At 43.9% G+C, this 17,682-nt stretch carries 16 protein-coding genes and 1 tRNA gene; 10 read left to right on the plus strand and 7 right to left on the minus strand.

Annotated elements, in window-relative coordinates:
* Nucleotides 1–5 precede the first annotated feature (5 nt).
* The 3 genes from MED92_RS12000 (at nucleotide 6) to MED92_RS12010 (ending at nucleotide 3,345) form a co-directional block, all read left to right on the plus strand.
* Nucleotides 6–812, plus strand: a complete 807-nt coding sequence (locus MED92_RS12000) for a hypothetical protein (RefSeq protein ID WP_007021817.1) — start codon at nucleotides 6–8, stop codon at nucleotides 810–812.
* A gap of 289 nt (nucleotides 813–1,101) precedes the next feature.
* Nucleotides 1,102–2,079: a DNA-processing protein DprA gene (locus MED92_RS12005; RefSeq protein ID WP_007021818.1), complete on the plus strand. Its 978-nt coding sequence runs from the start codon at nucleotides 1,102–1,104 to the stop codon at nucleotides 2,077–2,079.
* Nucleotides 2,080–2,091: 12 nt separating this feature from the next.
* A complete protein-coding gene (locus MED92_RS12010) occupies nucleotides 2,092–3,345 on the plus strand; it encodes a hypothetical protein (protein WP_007021819.1) in 1,254 nt (417 codons plus the stop codon).
* A gap of 140 nt (nucleotides 3,346–3,485) precedes the next feature.
* On the opposite strand, the gene MED92_RS12015 is transcribed toward MED92_RS12010, so the two are convergent.
* Complete coding sequence (locus MED92_RS12015) at nucleotides 3,486–4,754, minus strand: replication endonuclease (RefSeq protein ID WP_162010865.1); 1,269 nt, start codon at nucleotides 4,752–4,754, stop codon at nucleotides 3,486–3,488.
* Between the two features lie 605 nt (nucleotides 4,755–5,359).
* Here MED92_RS12015 and MED92_RS12020 point away from each other — a divergent pair.
* Together MED92_RS12020 and mobV are read left to right on the plus strand one after the other, a co-directional pair.
* Nucleotides 5,360–5,542 (plus strand): hypothetical protein, encoded by a 183-nt coding sequence (locus MED92_RS12020; protein WP_007021821.1) that lies wholly within the window; start codon nucleotides 5,360–5,362, stop codon nucleotides 5,540–5,542.
* A gap of 131 nt (nucleotides 5,543–5,673) precedes the next feature.
* Nucleotides 5,674–6,750 (plus strand): MobV family relaxase, encoded by a 1,077-nt coding sequence (gene mobV / locus MED92_RS12025; RefSeq protein ID WP_007021822.1) that lies wholly within the window; start codon nucleotides 5,674–5,676, stop codon nucleotides 6,748–6,750.
* A 56-nt stretch (nucleotides 6,751–6,806) separates the two neighbouring features.
* Here mobV and MED92_RS18630 read toward each other — a convergent pair whose 3' ends face one another.
* Nucleotides 6,807–8,567 carry a recombinase family protein gene (locus MED92_RS18630; protein ID WP_162010866.1) on the minus strand — a complete coding sequence of 587 codons (1,761 nt, stop codon included), beginning with the start codon at nucleotides 8,565–8,567 and terminating at the stop codon, nucleotides 6,807–6,809.
* A gap of 46 nt (nucleotides 8,568–8,613) precedes the next feature.
* Here MED92_RS18630 and MED92_RS12035 point away from each other — a divergent pair, with 46 nt between their 5' ends.
* Nucleotides 8,614–9,498: a YifB family Mg chelatase-like AAA ATPase gene (locus MED92_RS12035; RefSeq protein WP_083774938.1), complete on the plus strand. Its 885-nt coding sequence runs from the start codon at nucleotides 8,614–8,616 to the stop codon at nucleotides 9,496–9,498.
* A 12-nt stretch (nucleotides 9,499–9,510) separates the two neighbouring features.
* Here the strand turns inward: MED92_RS12035 and MED92_RS12040 are convergent, their stop codons facing one another.
* The gene (locus tag MED92_RS12040) at nucleotides 9,511–11,247 is read right to left on the minus strand and encodes a GGDEF/EAL domain-containing response regulator (protein ID WP_007021825.1); all 1,737 of its coding nucleotides are present in this window, start codon (nucleotides 11,245–11,247) and stop codon (nucleotides 9,511–9,513) included.
* Between the two features lie 262 nt (nucleotides 11,248–11,509).
* Between MED92_RS12040 and rep the strand changes: the two genes are divergently transcribed.
* Entirely contained in the window at nucleotides 11,510–13,519 is a 2,010-nt protein-coding gene (gene rep / locus MED92_RS12045) for a DNA helicase Rep (RefSeq protein WP_007021826.1), read from the plus strand.
* Nucleotides 13,520–13,579: 60 nt separating this feature from the next.
* On the opposite strand, the gene MED92_RS12050 is transcribed toward rep, so the two are convergent.
* Nucleotides 13,580–13,999 carry a c-type cytochrome gene (locus tag MED92_RS12050; RefSeq protein ID WP_007021827.1) on the minus strand — a complete coding sequence of 140 codons (420 nt, stop codon included), beginning with the start codon at nucleotides 13,997–13,999 and terminating at the stop codon, nucleotides 13,580–13,582.
* A 327-nt stretch (nucleotides 14,000–14,326) separates the two neighbouring features.
* Here MED92_RS12050 and MED92_RS12055 point away from each other — a divergent pair, with 327 nt between their 5' ends.
* Entirely contained in the window at nucleotides 14,327–14,572 is a 246-nt protein-coding gene (locus MED92_RS12055; protein WP_154715216.1) for a hypothetical protein, read from the plus strand.
* Nucleotides 14,573–14,638: 66 nt separating this feature from the next.
* Nucleotides 14,639–14,715: transfer RNA gene (locus MED92_RS12060), tRNA-Arg, on the plus strand.
* A gap of 125 nt (nucleotides 14,716–14,840) precedes the next feature.
* On the opposite strand, the gene MED92_RS18995 is transcribed toward MED92_RS12060, so the two are convergent.
* Nucleotides 14,841–15,005 carry a hypothetical protein gene (locus tag MED92_RS18995; protein ID WP_154715217.1) on the minus strand — a complete coding sequence of 55 codons (165 nt, stop codon included), beginning with the start codon at nucleotides 15,003–15,005 and terminating at the stop codon, nucleotides 14,841–14,843.
* Between the two features lie 177 nt (nucleotides 15,006–15,182).
* Here MED92_RS18995 and MED92_RS12065 point away from each other — a divergent pair, with 177 nt between their 5' ends.
* Complete coding sequence (locus tag MED92_RS12065; RefSeq protein WP_007021829.1) at nucleotides 15,183–15,863, plus strand: dienelactone hydrolase family protein; 681 nt, start codon at nucleotides 15,183–15,185, stop codon at nucleotides 15,861–15,863.
* Nucleotides 15,864–15,933: 70 nt separating this feature from the next.
* Here MED92_RS12065 and MED92_RS12070 read toward each other — a convergent pair whose 3' ends face one another.
* Together MED92_RS12070 and MED92_RS12075 are read right to left on the minus strand one after the other, a co-directional pair.
* Nucleotides 15,934–17,079, minus strand: a complete 1,146-nt coding sequence (locus tag MED92_RS12070) for a PQQ-dependent sugar dehydrogenase (protein ID WP_007021830.1) — start codon at nucleotides 17,077–17,079, stop codon at nucleotides 15,934–15,936.
* A gap of 87 nt (nucleotides 17,080–17,166) precedes the next feature.
* A complete protein-coding gene (locus tag MED92_RS12075; protein ID WP_007021831.1) occupies nucleotides 17,167–17,664 on the minus strand; it encodes an MOSC domain-containing protein in 498 nt (165 codons plus the stop codon).
* Between the last annotated feature and the right edge of the window lie 18 nt (nucleotides 17,665–17,682).

Consider the following 17,682-nt stretch of genomic DNA (forward strand, 5'->3'; position numbering starts at 1 on the left):
TCAAGATGAAAAAGGCAGATTTAAATGATCTGTATAAGGAATTTTATTTTCATGAACTCGATGTTAGGGAAAAAGTAACTAACAGGTTACAGCTGACTTTTGCCTTTCATGCAACAGTTCTTACGATAATTGCTTATATGATGAAGACTTTGGATACAGAGGCTTCTAGCAATCTTGTTCTTGTTTTCTATGGAGCAATGATCCTCACAGTTGCCATCCTGGCGCGTTCCATTTTCTTTACAGTGCAAGCCTTTTGGGGAAATACCTACACAGCCGTAGCTTCACCTAATAAGATCGAATCGTTCAGAAAAAGTGCTCTGGAGCATGAGGAAAAAATCAAGAAGTACAACAGCGAATTAGGAGATAAAGATAGGGTCGCATATAGTGCTGATGATGCGCTTTCGGATTATTTATATGATGAATATGCTAAATGTACTTCACATAATATAGAGGTTAATTTTAATCGTGGAGTGTGGTTACACAAAGCAATAAAGTATTTGCTAATCACAGCTGTCCCATTAGTCATAGGTAGTGGTGTTTTCGTCGTTGGAGATATGGACGGGTCATCGCCACGAAAGGAAGTTCTGATAAAGCATTCGGCTCCTTTAAAAGTTGAAACCAGCTTAGGAGGAGTTGAAAGCATCCTACATGAGATAAAGGAGAGCTGTATGATAGATAATGAACAGAATCAGGGGCAAGGTCATGGTCAAGGGACTAGTCAGCCTACACCACCTCCTGCTCCTGAGCCGCCTGAGCCTAGAAATATAATTGAAAGTGATCAGCCGCCAGTTTCACTTGATAGGGACTCATAGTATGGCTGATGACAAGAATAAGCGGCGGGAACCACCTCCGCCGCCACCACCTCCACCATCGAGGATGATTCCGAATACCGTACAGAATGGTGATAAAGACAAAAAGACTAGGGAGAAAGTATGAGTTCTAATAAACCTAGTGCGCCTAAGCCTCCAGCAGCGCCACAGCCTCCGCCAACAAGAGTAATTAAAGATAACGGTGGCGGTAAGAAAACGTCTAAATAAACGAAAGGCCCTTTTCTCTTGTGGTAAAGGGCCTTTGAATAGGTTTGGTCAGTAGATTATAGATATGACGAATCAGGATTATTGGCGCAATGAAACAGTAGCTTTTCTTGCCTTGTCTGAACTGAAAGGAGTTGGTTATTGGACGCTGTATAAGCTGTCATGTAAAAACATTAGCTTCAAAAAAATCCTGAAAGAGTATACGAAAGAAGAGCTTGAATCTCTTCTGGGAATCAAGATTAAACTACCATCTGACACGGGCTGGGACGAATTTTGTATAGCTCTTTGGGAAAGTGGTATTGAAGCACTAAGATCTTTGCATGCTCAGAAAGTACTTATGATCTTTCATGATCAGGACTCTTTTCCTGAGAGCTTAAAGGATCTCGCTGATGGGCCACGATGGCTGTTTGTTCAAGGCAAACTAGAGAATTTAAGTAAAAAGTCTGTTGCTGTTGTTGGTACAAGAAAGCCAACAGATGATGGAGTTTTTCTTACAAAGTACTTTGTTGCCGCTTTGAGTGAACATTCGTTACTTACGGTAAGTGGCTTGGCTTATGGAATAGATCAAATAACACACTTAGAGTCTTTACGTTATGGAATACCAACAGTTGCTGTTTTAGGCACAGGGATTCTACAAAACTATCCTAAAGGTTCCGAAGAGATCAGGCTTCGTATTGTCTCAGAAGGTGGGACTATCGTGTCTGAATACTTGCCTAATCAAAGTTATAGCGGTGAAAACTTTGTTCGAAGAAATAGAATTCAAGCCGCTCTTTCGACATTTGTTGTACCTGTTGAATGGAAGATAAAAAGTGGTACAGCTCATACAGTTGAGTTTGCTAATAGATATCAGAGGAAAATTATTAATATTTTTCTCCCTTCGACCTATGGATTGAGAGAGGAATTATCTTTCTCTGAGTCGAAATACAACGCCATATCAGTGGAAATCCCAAAAGAGCATGCAGTACTAAAGGACTTGCTTCAGGGGGATCACGCATCCTCACAAAAACTGTTATCTGGTGGGCATCAAACAGAACTGGAACTTTAAAAGGACATTATAATGGCGGGAGTCTTAAAAGGGATTATCTTCAGTGTTGAAGATGTTCTTGTAAATGAAGGTCAGATAAATGAAGAAGTATTTGGAGAGGTTCATAAGCTTATTAATTTTGTGAAGGCTAAAGGGATCACCCCAGTAGTTTTTACTAACAGATCATGGACTTCTAGCTTCACAAAAGAAGATGGGACTAAAGGTTCAGTCCCACTATACGATAGGTTAAAAGAGCTTTGGGGCGACTTCACCTACTTGTGCAGCGCAGATGATCAAAATGTTCCCTATAAGCCAAAAAGTGCAGCTACAGAGTATGTGCTTAATAAAATGGGCTGGGATAGTACCGAAGTTGTGTATATAGGCTGTTCAGTTAATGACATGAGGACAGCTGTAAATGGTGGTCTGCTGTTCTTAAGAGCAACGTGGTATGACAACAAAACTGATTATGGATTTGAGTTTGATTCACCATGGGATATAGCCCGATTTATCGACGTTTTTTGTCTTCGAGAGCATTTCTGGTGCCATGAAATCAAAAGTGATGGTTTCGAATACTATGCGCTTGCACCATTCAGCACTTATAAACCCGAATACACTATGTATTCGAAAGATGCTCGAGCTGCTGCAAAGGACGGACAAGGCCACCCAGAGTTTTGGTTAAGAGCGCTATTCACAAGTATTTATTTTACAGGGTTGCATAAACGCATTGATTACATAACTACGTATCCAGGCCATAAGGCTGGTTCCAATGATAGCCTTATGGCTGAAGCTATGACGATTTTTGGTAAGTGTTTTAGAAAAGCATATCTACCAGACCTAATCATACGTCATAAAGACGCAGTAAAGAGTCAGACCGCAAAACAGCTGGGATTAGTAGCTGACTACAAAAACCAACTGAATACTATTCACTTGAATAAGAACCCCTCAAACTCGAACGGAACTCAGTATAAAAACTGCCCAGTAAAGAAAGGAAAAACAGTACTCCTGATTGATGATTTTTGTACAAGAGGGCATTCCTTAGAAGCAGCTAGAGCATACTTAAAGCAATCTGAGGCTGATGTAATTATGGTCACTTGGCTAAAAACCGTAAACACCGATTACACTGCGTTAGATCTGGAAACAAAGTTTGATCCCTTTATTGAGAATACTTTTGAGAAACAGAATACAGGTGAAGTGTATGATTATAATGATCACTTGATCGATCACTTTGCCCCAGGTGAGTTGAACCAAAAATTTTCAGATTTTATAAACTGGAAATGGCCAGATTGAAAGTGAATATGCCCCGTTAAAGGAAAGGCTGAAGAAGGTATGGCAAATTCTAGCCATACCTCTGGCTCTAGCCCAAAGAATGCATACTAGATCCATCTAGCCTTTTTGAGATAATTTTTTAAATGCTGGCACTTACCCAGTTATGTTGTATCAACATCACTTTTCTCTTTCTTAGAGGCTGGTATCATCTGATAAAGCCCACTACATAACCAACATACATCTGGTAGCCAACACACATTAGATGTTTGTTTGCCACAGTTGATAGTATCAAGAATATACTTCACTTTAGAACCGTTGCTTCTGATATCTTCCCTATAGTCTATAGTGCTTTCCAAATTCATATATCTATAAAATTGTCCGTCTTTCTTTTTAGGATTTAAAATAGACTTTATAGCTTTGGAAAGTTTGCTAGAAACTTGGTTATTGCCTTTTTTAGTTAGGTCTTTTAAATATCGTAAGCTTCTGTACTTGGCAATTTTTGCTTTAATACCAATTAAGGCGTAAGCCCTTATCCCAAGAGCTTTTCGCCAAAGTAAAACAGCATCACTCTTGGATACTTTTACCTTATTACTATTTTCGTCGGATACTTTGATTTTGTGATTTTCATCATCCTCTAAGTAATCGTTAGTGAGGTTATATGTCTTAAGCAGATATTTAGTACAGTAACTTGCTGCGGTCGCTGAGTCTTCAAGGCTTTCATCTTGAACTTTTATATCTACGGCTTTATTCGAGAAGTCAAAGACGTCGGTAAATACTTCCTGTACAGTCGAAATTATTTCAGAGTCCAAAAATAAAAGGGCATGATGGTGTGGGCAGCCATCTAGGTGAGGTTCTACTACCCGTATACCAAATATATGAAAACTATTATCTGAGCCTGAAAAGCTGATATTACGCTTAGCTAAACGTTTTTTGACATTCTGCCACCTTTTTAGAATATCTTGGTGTGCAGAGCTTACTTTTGAGAGATTCCAACTAGAGTCTCCTGTTTTGGGGGAAGGGTGGAACTCGGGAGAGGCCGTCATTGTGACAAAAATATAGCTCTTTCCTTCGTCAACAGCTTTAGCTTCAAGTCCTTTAATTACAGAGTAAGTTTCATTGAATTTATTCCGTAATCGCTCGGCACCGCAAGTTATAGGGATTTCCCTGTTGTTAATCAGTAAAGCTCTTTGCTTTAGATACTCCTCATTGGCTTCGTCACGTTCTTGGACAAGGCGAGCAGTATTTTCATCAATTATCTCTGATTGTTCCTCTCTCGAACCTATAAGTTCTAAAAGATGTGCACTGTGTAATGACTCTTTTGTTACAAGCCGTTTCCACTTTCTTGGAAGGTTTTCAAGGAAGTTTAGATATCCAGAATGAGTAAGCCCTGTTGGAACCTTTATACACAGGAAAGGTTCATAGAACTTCATAACATCATATAGAGTGACGTGGTTTCTGTTTGAGGATATGTCGCCATAAGTGGAAATTATCTTTCCTGATAACTCTCTAGCTCTTAAAGCGATATCCTTGATTGAGAGATCTTCGAAGTACGAAATATTCCTCTCGATATTAGAGAAATTATGAAAGTTTTCTTTGTAAAATTCGGTTGTTTCGAAATCAGGTGTTGAGAATAGAAGGTTGGGTAATTCGTCAGTATTATATTTACTGTCTATTTCATTGCAGAGTTTTTCTAGCGGTATCTGGTTAATCCTTCTATAGCATATGTCTAATATTTGTCTCTTCATTTTGGTTGATTTTAAGGGTTGGTAGCGATAGTGATTCTATATGTAAAGCATTTGTTGTCAACAAAAATTTCTAAAAATAAATGACGGTAAATATTCTACTAAAATATTATTGGTGGCACTTAGTGATAGTTATCCGAGAATGTAGGTTGTTATCAAAAAGCAGTATTATCTTTATTTTTAAATATCCGAAATTTTATTTTTTGTAGTTTTTATACTTAATTTTTTTGTGATTGATTGTTGCTTTGAAATTGTTAATAATCTTTTCTTTTTTAGATAGAAATGGAGATGCGATGAATTTTGAGCTTTACGAAATAAATCATAAAATGGATAGGCTTCAAGATCAGATTGACTGCCTGAGAGAAAAGATGGCTGAGGCGCCCTGTGAGTCGATTCTATGGAGTTTGACTCCTAAGTTAAGAGTTCTGAACGATGAGATGGAATCGCTTGGCAGGGAGCGTCAGAAGGTGCTTTAAGATATCTATTTAGAAATGGTTTTATAAAAGTGTACTCACTACACTTTTAATAAAAGTCAGGCCTAGCCTGGTGAGCCTTATTTTTAAAATAAGGTTAATCATCATTACAATAATAATAAGAAGGTGATGTTATGTTTACAATTATAAGAGTAGAAAAACTAAAGTCGTTTGCAAATGTTAGGGGAGCTAACACTCATAATAGAAGGTTAGTAGAGCCTGCAAACTCTAATCCTAAAAGCAAATCTAATAATATTCATTGGGGAGCAAGAGATCCAGTAGAAAGAATCAAAGAGATTCACAGAAAGCATGGCATAAAACCACGAAAAAATGCAGTTATTGCAAATGAATATTTGCTCTCGGCAAGTCCTGAATTTTTTCATATGAAGAGCGATGAAGAAATCAAGAGTTGGGCTAAATCTAATTTCGAATATTTAAAGAAAAAACATGGTGAAAGTTTGGTTAGTTTCGATCTTCATCTTGATGAAAGCACACCTCACATTCATGCAATAGTTACTCCAATCTATCAATCTAATTCTGGAGGAATGAAACTCTCTGCAAAACACTATTTTGATAAGCCTAAACTAAAAAAATTACAGACTGATTATGCTAAGAGCATGTCAGGTTATGGACTTTGCCGTGGAATAGAGAACTCCAGGTCTAGGCATCAAGATATTCGCAAGTTCTATGGAGAGTTAGAGCAGGAGCTTAGAGAAGCATCACAGGAAGTTCAGAATACGATGCAATCTGTCAAAGCTATAAGGGAGCAACCAGTAGGTTTTTTAAACTACAAAACTGTGCTAAACAACGCTTTTACGATTCTTACCCAGCTTGCTCAAAGATTAGCTGAGATAGAGAAGCTAAATGCTGCTTTAAATCATAAATTTTCGAAGAAAGTTACTTCCATGAAAAAGCAGATAGCTACTCTGCAATCAGATAGAAGTAGATTGGCTGAGCTTTATGAAATAACAGGTATGAAAAGTCCTAATCAGGCACACGCCATCGTTAAGGACGCTGCTATAGAAGCTTCAAAGCTTCGAGCTAGAGAGCTTGCAGCACAGGAATCTGCATATAGGAAACATATGGAAGAATTCGATGGGTTAACACCAGCTCAAAGAATGGGATTAAAACCCATTACTGATTCTGAGACTGATATCAAGAAAAGTCCTAAAGTACGTACCTCCGAGCTGTCTCAAGACCTTAGCTTTTAAACACAGCAATCTGCTTCAAAATTACCGCATATAAAATGTGGGGGACTCATAGTCCCCTATTTAGAAACAGTGTTCTCAAATTTGTTTAAATATGCCTCTTGTAGTTCAGGGGAAGCATCAGGAACTTTCAGAGGCTCTATTTCAAGATGGCCTGTGATGAGTTTAGTCATGTTCTCAGCTGCTATTTCTGAATCTAGGCCTACTTTCAAATAGCTAGGAGGATCTATACGACAGATATAGGTTTCTTCATTTTTCATGTGGATATAGAAGACTTTTCCCCCCCAGCGGTTGTGCTCACCTTTGGTCGAACAGAACCTGATTTGAGAAATTACTCCCTTGAGTCGAGCATTGATAGTTGCTCTTGTCACACACAAACTTTCTTCAGAGCTTGCCTTAAAGTCCAATAATCCTCTCAGCGTTCTGATTTTATCTTCTGCGTGCTCTATCTTCTCTCGCTCTAGTAGGTAGTTAGATTTTAGAGCACTCAGTTTATGCTGTTCTGCGTCTAATTTATTTTGATAGGTGGAGACTCGCTCTGTAATGCTCTTTATAGCGCTATTATCACAATCATCTAAAATATCGAGGAGTTTGGATATTTTACTATTGATTTCCATGACAGAGTTTTCCATAGCTTGGACTTCCTTCTCTTGCTGCATGAGCTGTGTTTCTTGTGCTTCTTGAGGAAGTAAGTCTTGGATCGGAAGGTGCTGCATTAAATTGATAATATGACTTTCTACTTTGTCGTATCTCCAGTTCACACCTTTACAACGAGTCCCATGTTCATGGCCTCGACATTTCAGATATGTCCTTCCTTTCGGTCTTTTTCCTTTATTGATGAATTGCATTGTAGAATTGCATTCACCACACTTAACAATTCCTGTAAACAGGTTTGAAAAAAGGCTGCCTTTTCTGCCTCCTCCTCCAGTGACTCTGGATTTTCGCTTCATTTGCACTCTATCAAATAGAGCTTCGCTGATTACTTTTGGGTAGTAGTCTTTAACTACTATTCCTGTTGATACTCGCCTTTTCTTACCATTCTCCAGAACTTGGCCAGTATAAAACTCGCACTCTCCTAATACTGCTCGAGAGTTTAGAATCTTATCAATTGCTGACTTTTGCCAGAATTCTGCTCTTCCGAAAGTGGGGATATTCTCTCCATTAAGAATCTTTGTAATGGAAACAGAGCCGATTCCTTGATCTGATAAATCAAAAATACGCTTTACGATATTTGCTCGTTCTTCATGAATTACAAACTCGGTCTTATCCTTGTTGGGTTTCAGCCAATTAGGGGACACTGATGTCATTATTTTGTTGCTATTACCTACTTTAATGGCTTCTCTTTTAGCGTCCCAAACCGCTTTGCCTCTATCAGACTTTGCTTTGCTTTCATCATGCGCACGGCTTAGCTGCATTATGGACTGCATCATTGTCATAAGGGCTGTGCCATCTTTTGAAAAGAGCTGACCATCAGATACAGTTACAACATTGATGCCGTTGCTAATAATCTGAAACAGTGTTGGTGCAGATTGCAAAATGTGGTCTCTGGAAAAGCGATCAAGGTTTTCTAAGAGCAAGTAGTCCCCATCTTGCAGCCTCCCTTCTTTGATATGATTTAAAATATCACCCATTCCACTCTTCATGTTCGCCCCATGATAAGCGGATACAGAACGATCTTTCGCGCTTAAGCTTTCATCTATGCGGAGATTATTAGCTTTTGCGTACATCTCAATGAGGTGTAATTGGCGTCTTTCAGAGTCGCCATCCTCTTGCTGCATTGAACTGTAACGAATGTAGTAAACAGCTATTGGCTCTCTCATATATCCCTCATACATAACGTAAGTAATAAATTTATTATGGGGTTCAATGGTAGTCAATATCCTGTTAGTCGGACCGCCAGGGAGTGGTAAAAGCATGCTGGCTAATCGGTTACCCGGACTGCTCCCTGAAATGACCGAGGCTGAGGCCCTGTCTGTGGCTGCTATCTATTCGGTACTTCAAACACCTCAGGGGCAAGGGCTGCCGCGAAGCCGCCCTTTTCGTACCCCTCACCATACGGCTTCATCTGTCGCTTTAGTCGGTGGAGGAGGCAACCCCAAACCGGGTGAAATCTCTTTGGCGCACCAAGGGGTGCTGTTTCTTGATGAGTTGCCTGAGTTCAGCCGGGCGGTATTGGAGGTTCTGCGTGAGCCTTTAGAATCCGGAGAAATTCTTATCTCCCGCGCAGCCAGACAAACTGTGTTTCCTGCTCAGTTTCAAATGGTGAGTGCAATGAACCCCTGCCCTTGTGGCTATTTTGCCGACGGTACGGATCGTTGCCGGTGTAGCCCCGATCAGGTGCGTCGTTATCAGGGTAAAGTCTCAGGGCCCTTATTGGATCGAATTGATATACAGCTGAGTGTCCAGGCTATATCGCAAAAAGAGCTGATGGACGCACCGGTAGGCGCAGAAAGCAGTGCAGATGTGAGGCAGAGGGTTGTAGAGAGCCGGGCTCGGCAGCAAGCGAGGCAGCAGTGCCCAAATCAGCACTTGGCGGGTGAGCAGTTGGAGACAGTATGTAAAGTTGCCGAAGACGATAAAGAGATGTTGGCAGCGGCACTGGATAAGTTGCAACTGTCAGCCCGGGCATATCATCGAATTTTAAGAGTTGCGCGAACGATTGCTGATTTGGATGGCGCTGAGCATGTCGAACGTAAGCATCTGTTTGAAGCGCTGAGCTATCGTGTCTCTGCGCGTAATTCTATAGGCTAGATTGTGGTGAATTTATTCGCCGCTGGCCTTTTTGCCGGGTTTGCTGAGCATGCGCTTAAAATCAGCAAAAGGCACCGGTGGGCTGAAGAAAAAGCCCTGGATCTCATCACAGTCATGTTTGATCAGGAACTCTAGTTGTTGGCGGGTTTCAACACCTTCCGCAATCACCTTGATCGACATGTTTTGGGTCAGGCTAATGATCGAGCGGACAATCTCTGCAGCCTCAGATGACTCGTTAACCTGGCTGACAAAAGAGCGGTCGATCTTCAGGGCGCTGATCGGTAGCTTATGCAGCAGAGAGAAGGAAGAGTAGCCCGTGCCGAAATCATCCAGCGAGAATGTGATTCCCTCTTCAGCGAGAGAGGTCAGGCAGCTTCGCACATGCTCTTCGTCGCTGAAAATGGCGGATTCAGTCAGTTCGAATTCCAGAACGGAGGTGTCAATCTCCTCCTGCTTGATGATGCGTTTGATTGTCTCGACCAGACGATCATCTTTGAACTGGCGGAACGAGAGGTTGATCCCCAGGCGGTTGATAGAGAGGCCTTCTTCTCTGAGCGCTTTTAGGTGCTTTCCTGCCTGGTAAAGCACCCAGTAACCAATGGATACAATCATGCCATTGCGTTCACTCAATGGAATGAAGTCGCTAGGCATAACTAAACCATGGACTGGGTGGTTCCAGCGAATCAAAGCTTCTGCTCCGGTAATCTCTCCACTACCGAGGTCGATACGTGGCTGGTAGTAGAGTTCAAACTGGTTCAGGTGCAGGGCGCGGGTCATATCCGCACCCAGTTCAGTGCGGTTATCCGCATTTTCTTCCATGCCAGGGCGGTAGTATGCGTAACTACATCCATGAACTTGCTTAGCATTCATCCTAGCGTGGGTAGCAAAACGGGTGAGTTTATCGATCTCTGAGCTATGCTCTGGTGCAAAGGTGACACCGATACTGCAATGAATACGGGTCTCTATATTGCCATGGCAGTAGGGTTGATCCAGGCAGGTAAGAAGTTTATTAAGGTAATCTTTGGTTGTTCGTTTTAAATCTGCCTCTGGGGGAAGGTCCAGCAGCATGGCGAACTCGTCACTGCCAAGTCGGGCGACAATTTCGTCTGCGCGAATGGTTGATTGAATACGGCTGCCCATCTCCAGAACAACACGATCCCCAGTACTGAACCCATAGTGAGAATTGAATTTACGAAATTCATCCAGATCAACGGTAATCAATACCAACTGGCGCTTATTGGCGTTTTGCTGCGCTAGCTTGTTTTTCAACTGAAGATAGAAAGACTGGCGGTTGCTGACCATCGTCAGCATGTCTGAGTCACGAAGCACTTGTATTTCATGATGCTGTTTTGAGGTATTCAGTGCGTAGCGAAGAGAGCGAAGTAGAATCTCTGCATTCAGGGTATCGGTCGACAAATAATCCGCAGCGTATCCATCAAGTAACTGTTGCCCTTGTTCATCATCGATATGTTCACTCAGTGCGATGATCGGGATAGATGGGTAACTGCGATGCAGGTCTGCAATAATGCTCGGACAAGGAAGAGGGCTGCAACTGCAGCTGAACAGGATGAGATCAACATCGCCAGCCTGCAGTCGCGAAAAGGCTTCCACATGGCTGTGACAACTCTCTACACTGTACTGGGTATGTTGTGCCAGTACAGGGTGGATTTTGTCAAAGTTCCGCTGACTATCATCTATCAACAGAACGACTTTGGTTTGATCAATAAGCTGACTCTGCGCCGAGCGCATCTTCTACTACCCCAGTCTGATACGTTAGACAAAACATGGATATTTTTCCGGGGAAGGCTCTCCCTGGAAACGGTTTCATGTCATAATTGTGCCGCCGTATTACAAGCAGATTAACACTCTGGGAAATGGATTTAAACAACTGTTTTAAACTATTTATATCAACAAGTTAGCTCTGTTTTTTAAATCGGTTTTTCGCTAATCGTCTAAGCTTTTTCGGCGGGCTTGGGCAAAGCTTTAGTTATTTTTGAAGGTTTTTTAATTAATGTCTCGATTGAATCCACGTCAGAAAGAAGCAGTGGAATACATAAGTGGGCCTTTATTGGTACTTGCGGGTGCAGGTTCCGGTAAAACCAGTGTGATCACGCGCAAAATTGCTTATCTGATTAATCAGTGCGGAATCGAGGCACGTAATATTGCGGCGGTAACTTTTACCAACAAAGCCTCTCGCGAGATGAAAGAGCGTGTTACCTCTTTGCTCGAAGGGAAAAATGCTAAGGGCTTAACGGTCGCGACTTTTCATAACCTTGGGCTAACAATTATAAAGCGTGAATATAAAACCCTTGGCTTTAAACCCGGTTTCTCTATCTTTGATGATCAGGACACCAAAGCACTCCTCAAGGATCTGATGCTGCACCACAATGAAGACACTGATCAGGTGGACTTTGTGCAAAATCAGATCTCTAACTGGAAAAACGAGATGTTAACGCCCGAGGAGGCGTTAGTTCAGGCGCAACTACCGCAGGATATTCTGGCCGCGCGGGCTTATGAAGTCTATGAACAGCACCTTAGGGCCTATAATGCGGTGGATTTTGACGACCTCATTCTGGTGCCGGTTCGTCTGTTTACTGAACATCCTAATGTGCTGGAGCGTTGGCAAAACAGATTACGTTATCTGCTGGTGGATGAGTATCAGGATACCAACTTATCTCAGTATCGATTGGTGAAACTACTGGTAGGCCATCGTGGTGCGCTGACGGTGGTAGGTGATGATGACCAGTCGATCTATGCCTGGCGAGGCGCGCGCCCGGAAAACCTTAACCAGTTGGAACAGGATTATCCGAGCCTAAAGGTGGTCAAGCTTGAGCAGAACTACCGTTCGACCAGCCGTATCCTGAAAGCCGCCAACACGCTGATCGCGAATAACCCCCACGTCTATGAGAAAACCTTATGGAGTGAGATGGGGATGGGTGATCCGATCCGGGTTATCCACACCAAAAATGAAGACGGTGAATGTGAACGTATTGCTATGGAGATCACCGATCTGCATCTGCGTAACGGGGTCCAGTTCAGGGATATGGCAATTCTCTATCGCGGTAACTTCCAGGCTCGACTACTGGAAATGAAACTACAGCATTTCCAGGTGCCTTATAAACTCAACGGTGGAACATCCTTCTTCGCTCGGGCTGAGATCAAAGACCTGATGGGATATCTGAAGGTTCTGGTTAACCCGGATGATGATAACGCCTTCTTGCGAATCATTAACTTACCGCGCCGTGAGATCGGCCCAAGTACGCTTCAGAAGTTAGGGCAGTATTCGGTTGATCGTCAGATCAGTATGTTCAACGCGTGCAGCGAACTGGGTCTGGAGCAGGCAATGCCGGCCAATGCTGTCGAACGGCTGAGACGTTTCTGTGACTGGATGCAGCATATCTACCGGCAGTGCCATAGCGGTGATCCTATCGCTGCGATCAATGAGATGATCCGGGATATCGATTATGAGGGCTGGATCGCTCAGAACAGCTCCAGCGAAGCGATGGCCGAAAAACGGATGCAGAACGTTTGGTTCCTGATGGACTCGCTTAAAGCAACGTTGGAGCGTTTACAGGAAGATGATCCGGATGCGGGTATTCAGGAAGCGATCAACCGTCTGATGCTGATCGATATGCTGGATCGCCAGGAAGAAGAGGATGACTCTAACCGCGTTCAGCTGATGACCCTTCATGCATCAAAAGGTCTGGAGTTTCCGCATGTGTTCCTGATGGGAATGGAGGAAGAGCTTCTGCCCCATCGCAACAGCATAGAAACGGACAATATCGAAGAGGAACGGCGCCTGGCTTACGTTGGGATTACCCGGGCCAAACAGTGTCTGACCATCACGCTGGCAAAACAGCGTAAGCAGTATGGTGAAGTGATGGATTGTATGCCGAGTCGTTTCTTAGATGAACTCCCGCCGGAAGATCTGGAAGTCGAGGGTTCAGGGGAAAAATGTCAGGTGCAAAATCAGAAGAAAGGTCAGGCGACCCTAAGCAGCTTAAAAGGGCTATTTGATTAACCGCTTAATTCAGACATTAAAAAAGGCCGTTAATGCGGCCTTTTTTATAAAGCGTAACGCTTACTGAGCACTATCGATCATGTGCTGGATCGAAGCCTGAAGTTCTTCGTCAGAACAGTCAGCACACAGACCTTTTGGCGGCATAGCGTTGATACCGTTGATCGCGTTAGCCAGCAGTGTTTCCATGCCTTTACCTGCACGGTCAGTCCACTCGGACGTACCGAACTTAGGAGCACCTGCAACGCCTACAGCGTGGCAGCTTGCACATTTAGCAGTGTAAACGTCTGCGCCAGAACGTGGGCCGCTTGCAGCAGCTGGAGCCGCAGCCGCGCCACCACAGGTGTCATCACCTTCGATACAAACAGAACCTACTGCCTTGATACGCTCAGCTACAGCTTCATCATTAGATGTAGCCTGAACAGATGCGCTCAATGCAACACCCAGACCTAGAGCAACCAGTGCTGAAGTGATTTTTTTCACAGTCACGACCTCTCAATCAACCATAAATATTTAATAAGGGCAGCTCGGCCTGTCAGGATGCCCAGCCTCAAGAGGTGCTCAGGGGCGGATATTCAGACACGACTGCTCAAAGTTTCACCGGCTGCGGATTATAGCGATAAATAATCACAACTGAAATGGGGCTTTGGCAGTGATGGAGGTTATCAGAGTGATTTAGCGCATTATTTCTGTGATTTGCTATAAAAATTTACATTTTTGATCGTTTTCTCAGAAAAACATTAGCTTTTCAGTTTTGAAAGGAGTACAACGTTTTTATACTAAGGTCTAAATAATTAGTGGTGCGTCAAAATGAGCAGCAATGGAATGTTAGCTGAGTGTGTTTGCCAGTCATTGCATGGAGAGCCAGACAAATCTCTGGACCTCAATCTGTTAAGTCAGATCCCCAATCAAAGAATTTATCGCTGTGGTTATTGCCACTCTTTTCTTGCCTACACCGAAGACGTCCGTGAATGGGAAGTTCTCCTTCAGGCAGATCTGGAAACTGAGATCAAAACCCTCTACGAACCAGAAGTGATTCAACGCGCTGCAACCTAATCGCTAATAATACTTGGCGAATCCCAACCGCATGGGTAGAATACGCCCCGCAAACACTTCTTGAGTGCGCCTGTAGCTCAGCTGGATAGAGTAGCAGGTTCCGATCCTGTTGGTCGGGGGTTCGAATCCCTCCAGGCGCGCCACTTTTTTATATTTCTTCACATCTTTCAGTTTATTCCCATTCGGCATTTAGAGTACCGAACTGGAGGGTGAACCGAGCGAAGCAAGATAACATCGGAGCTTGCGACGATGGCCCGTAGGGTGAGCTTTAGCGAATAACACCCCGATTGGGTTCGAGCCGAGCGAAGCGAGACAACGGAGCGCAGCGAATAATCCCAAACGCGCCATTTTCATCCCACTCTTCCCCTCCCCACACAAAACTAAACCACTTTTGCCAATTATCCGTATCGATCCTATGTTTAAGTTCGATCACGAGTAAGAAATGCTCCTAATTAAAGGCAAGTGTCTCACCCTCTCATAACTGAAACATGAGCGGCGATTCGCGATTAGGAATTTGCAATAAACGGCTTCAGAAGGATAAGAATAATGCGCAAATCTATAATAGCCGCAGGGCTTTTCTCTTTGGTTCCATTTTTCTCCCAAGCAGGCAATGTGGTTAATTACACGGTCGGGGGGTGAGGCTTTTGAAGGCTATGCGGCCAAAGCATCAGGCGCTTCAAAAGGCCTGGTGTTGGTTATACATGACTGGGATGGCTTGACCGACTATGAGGTTAAACGCTCAGAGATGCTTGCCTCAATGGGGTACGATGTTTTTGCCGTCGATCTATACGGTAAGGGTAATCGTCCGGTGGAAACCGGTGCTAAAAAAGCCGAAACAGGAAAGCTCTATAAAAATAGAGAGCGGATGCGTTCGCTTATTTTGGGTGGTTTGAACGAAGCCCGTAAATCAGGCACTCAGCCCACGGTTGTAATGGGTTACTGTTTTGGTGGTGCTGCAACTCTGGAGCTTGCTCGTTCAGGAAAAGCAGACAATATTGCGGGTTTCAGTACTTTCCATGGCGGCCTAAAAACGCCAGAGGGCCAGAGTTACAGTGGCGTCACCGCACCAATCTTTGTCGCTCATGGTGGTGCTGATGCGGCGATACCGATGTCAGACGTTGCGCAGTTATCAGTCGAACTTGAAGCGTCGAAAACACCCTATGAGATTCAGGTATATTCCGGTGCGCCGCATGCCTTTACGGTTATTGGCTCTAAGCGTTATCAGCAAGTTGCCGATGAACAATCATGGGATGCGTTCTCTGACTTCCTAAAAGATACCCTAGGGAAGTAAGCGCTTCCCAGCTCACTCTGCTTTCACAGTGATCCCAGGTTCTCTTTGCTGTGAAAGCTACCTGGTCCATTCAAGGCGTTACCTGAATCAGCTTGCCATTGCTCTCATCTGTAATGAGATAAATGGCGCCTTGCTGATCTACCGCGATATCTCTGATCCTCAAATCCAGATCTTCAAGGTATCGCGATTCCTGGAGTTCACCTGACTGGCTTTTACCAGAGAGCCGATTAAGGTGACGTTCTTTCAATGCACCCATCAGAAAGTCTCCTTGCCAGCTCTCAAATAAGCCAGATTCATATCGAATCAGCCCTGAGGGGGCGATGGAGGGCACGTAGTAATACAGTGGTTGTTGCATGCCCTCTTTGTGAGTGCCCTCGCCAATGGAGGGGCCCCAGTATTCACGCCCATAGGTGATAACCGGCCAGCCGTAATTCTGCCCTTTGAGAACACGATTAAGTTCATCGCCACCTCTGGGGCCATGTTCATGAATCCAGAGTGTTCCTTCTGAGTCGATATACATGCCTTGTGGGTTTCTGTGTCCGTAGCTATAGATCGTTTCTGGTACAGGTTGGCCCGAAGCGGATGTTATGCCGATGAATGGATTGTCTTTAGGGGCTGTTCCATCTGTGTTGATACGGTGTATTTTCCCCGCATGATCGGACAGGTCTTGAGCCCGATGACGGTTACCTCTGTCACCTACACTGATATACAACTGGTCATCTTTTATAGCGAGCCTCGAACCGTAGTGATGGACTTTCTTGCTGTAAGGTAGTGCGGTGAACAACATCTGCCAGTCTGTCAAAGCGCCATTTTCAGCTAATTGTGCAGACGCAATCTGGGTGGTGAATCTGTTGTCCTGATTCTGATGACTGTAGCTGAAATAAAGCGTTCTGTTATTTGCAAATTCTGGGTCGCTCAACACATCCAATAATCCGCCCTGCCCCTGTGTATTGATGCTTGTGGGCCAGCCGGTCACCGGTTTCTTCTGTCCATCCCTTATATCTACAATCCACCCCCCGACAAACTTTTCGGTAATCAAAAGGTGATGGTCGCTTATCCAATCCATGCCCCACGGAGATGAGATACCCTGGCTGATAATATGGGTTTTTAATGGAGGAGAGGTATCGGCATAAGCAGTCAACGAGAGTAACAATCCCGCTAGATAGGTAAAGAGAATCGATCCTGTCCGCTGTTGGGTCGGGTATAGCCATTTCATTGGGAAGGTCTCATTCAGCAATATGATCGTTGATGTAATAAATGTAGCGCTAAACTGCTTAGTATCTATATTTAATGCGGCAAATTTTTAGCCAGTTGCTACCGGTTTAAGCAAATCCCCTAAACGAATCTCGCCCGATTCCAGAACTCTGGCGCATAAGCCTCCATACCCGAGCATAGCTGCCGCCCCTCCGCTGCCGAGGGTTTGATCCATTCGTACACAGGGGTGGCACAGGGCGGTGGCTTCAAATAGTGCATGACCAATGCGAAACTGCTGGTGGCGCAAGGCGTTTAGATTGATCCCACTCACTACCAGGTTTCTGCGTAACAAAGCGGGATCTATCTGGGTGAGTCCAGTGTAAGTTTCGATTATGTGGATAAATTCAGTGGAGATCAGCGTCACCTGCCTGCCAGAGTCAGGCGTTTTGTAGCAGCGGTGATCACCCTCTAAACCCAACCGGGCAATCGCTTGTGCTGTTTCTACACGAACCATCTCCTGTTTATGACCGGGCCTGAGGCCGATCCATTGTAATCGGCCATCCGGCAGGTCTTTAAGATATCGGGCAAATAATTGCTTTTGTGTCATACGGGCTAGCTACCTTAA

The sequence above is a fragment of the Neptuniibacter caesariensis genome (genome assembly GCF_000153345.1).
GTDB classification, from domain to species: Bacteria; Pseudomonadota; Gammaproteobacteria; order Pseudomonadales; family Balneatricaceae; genus Neptuniibacter; species Neptuniibacter caesariensis.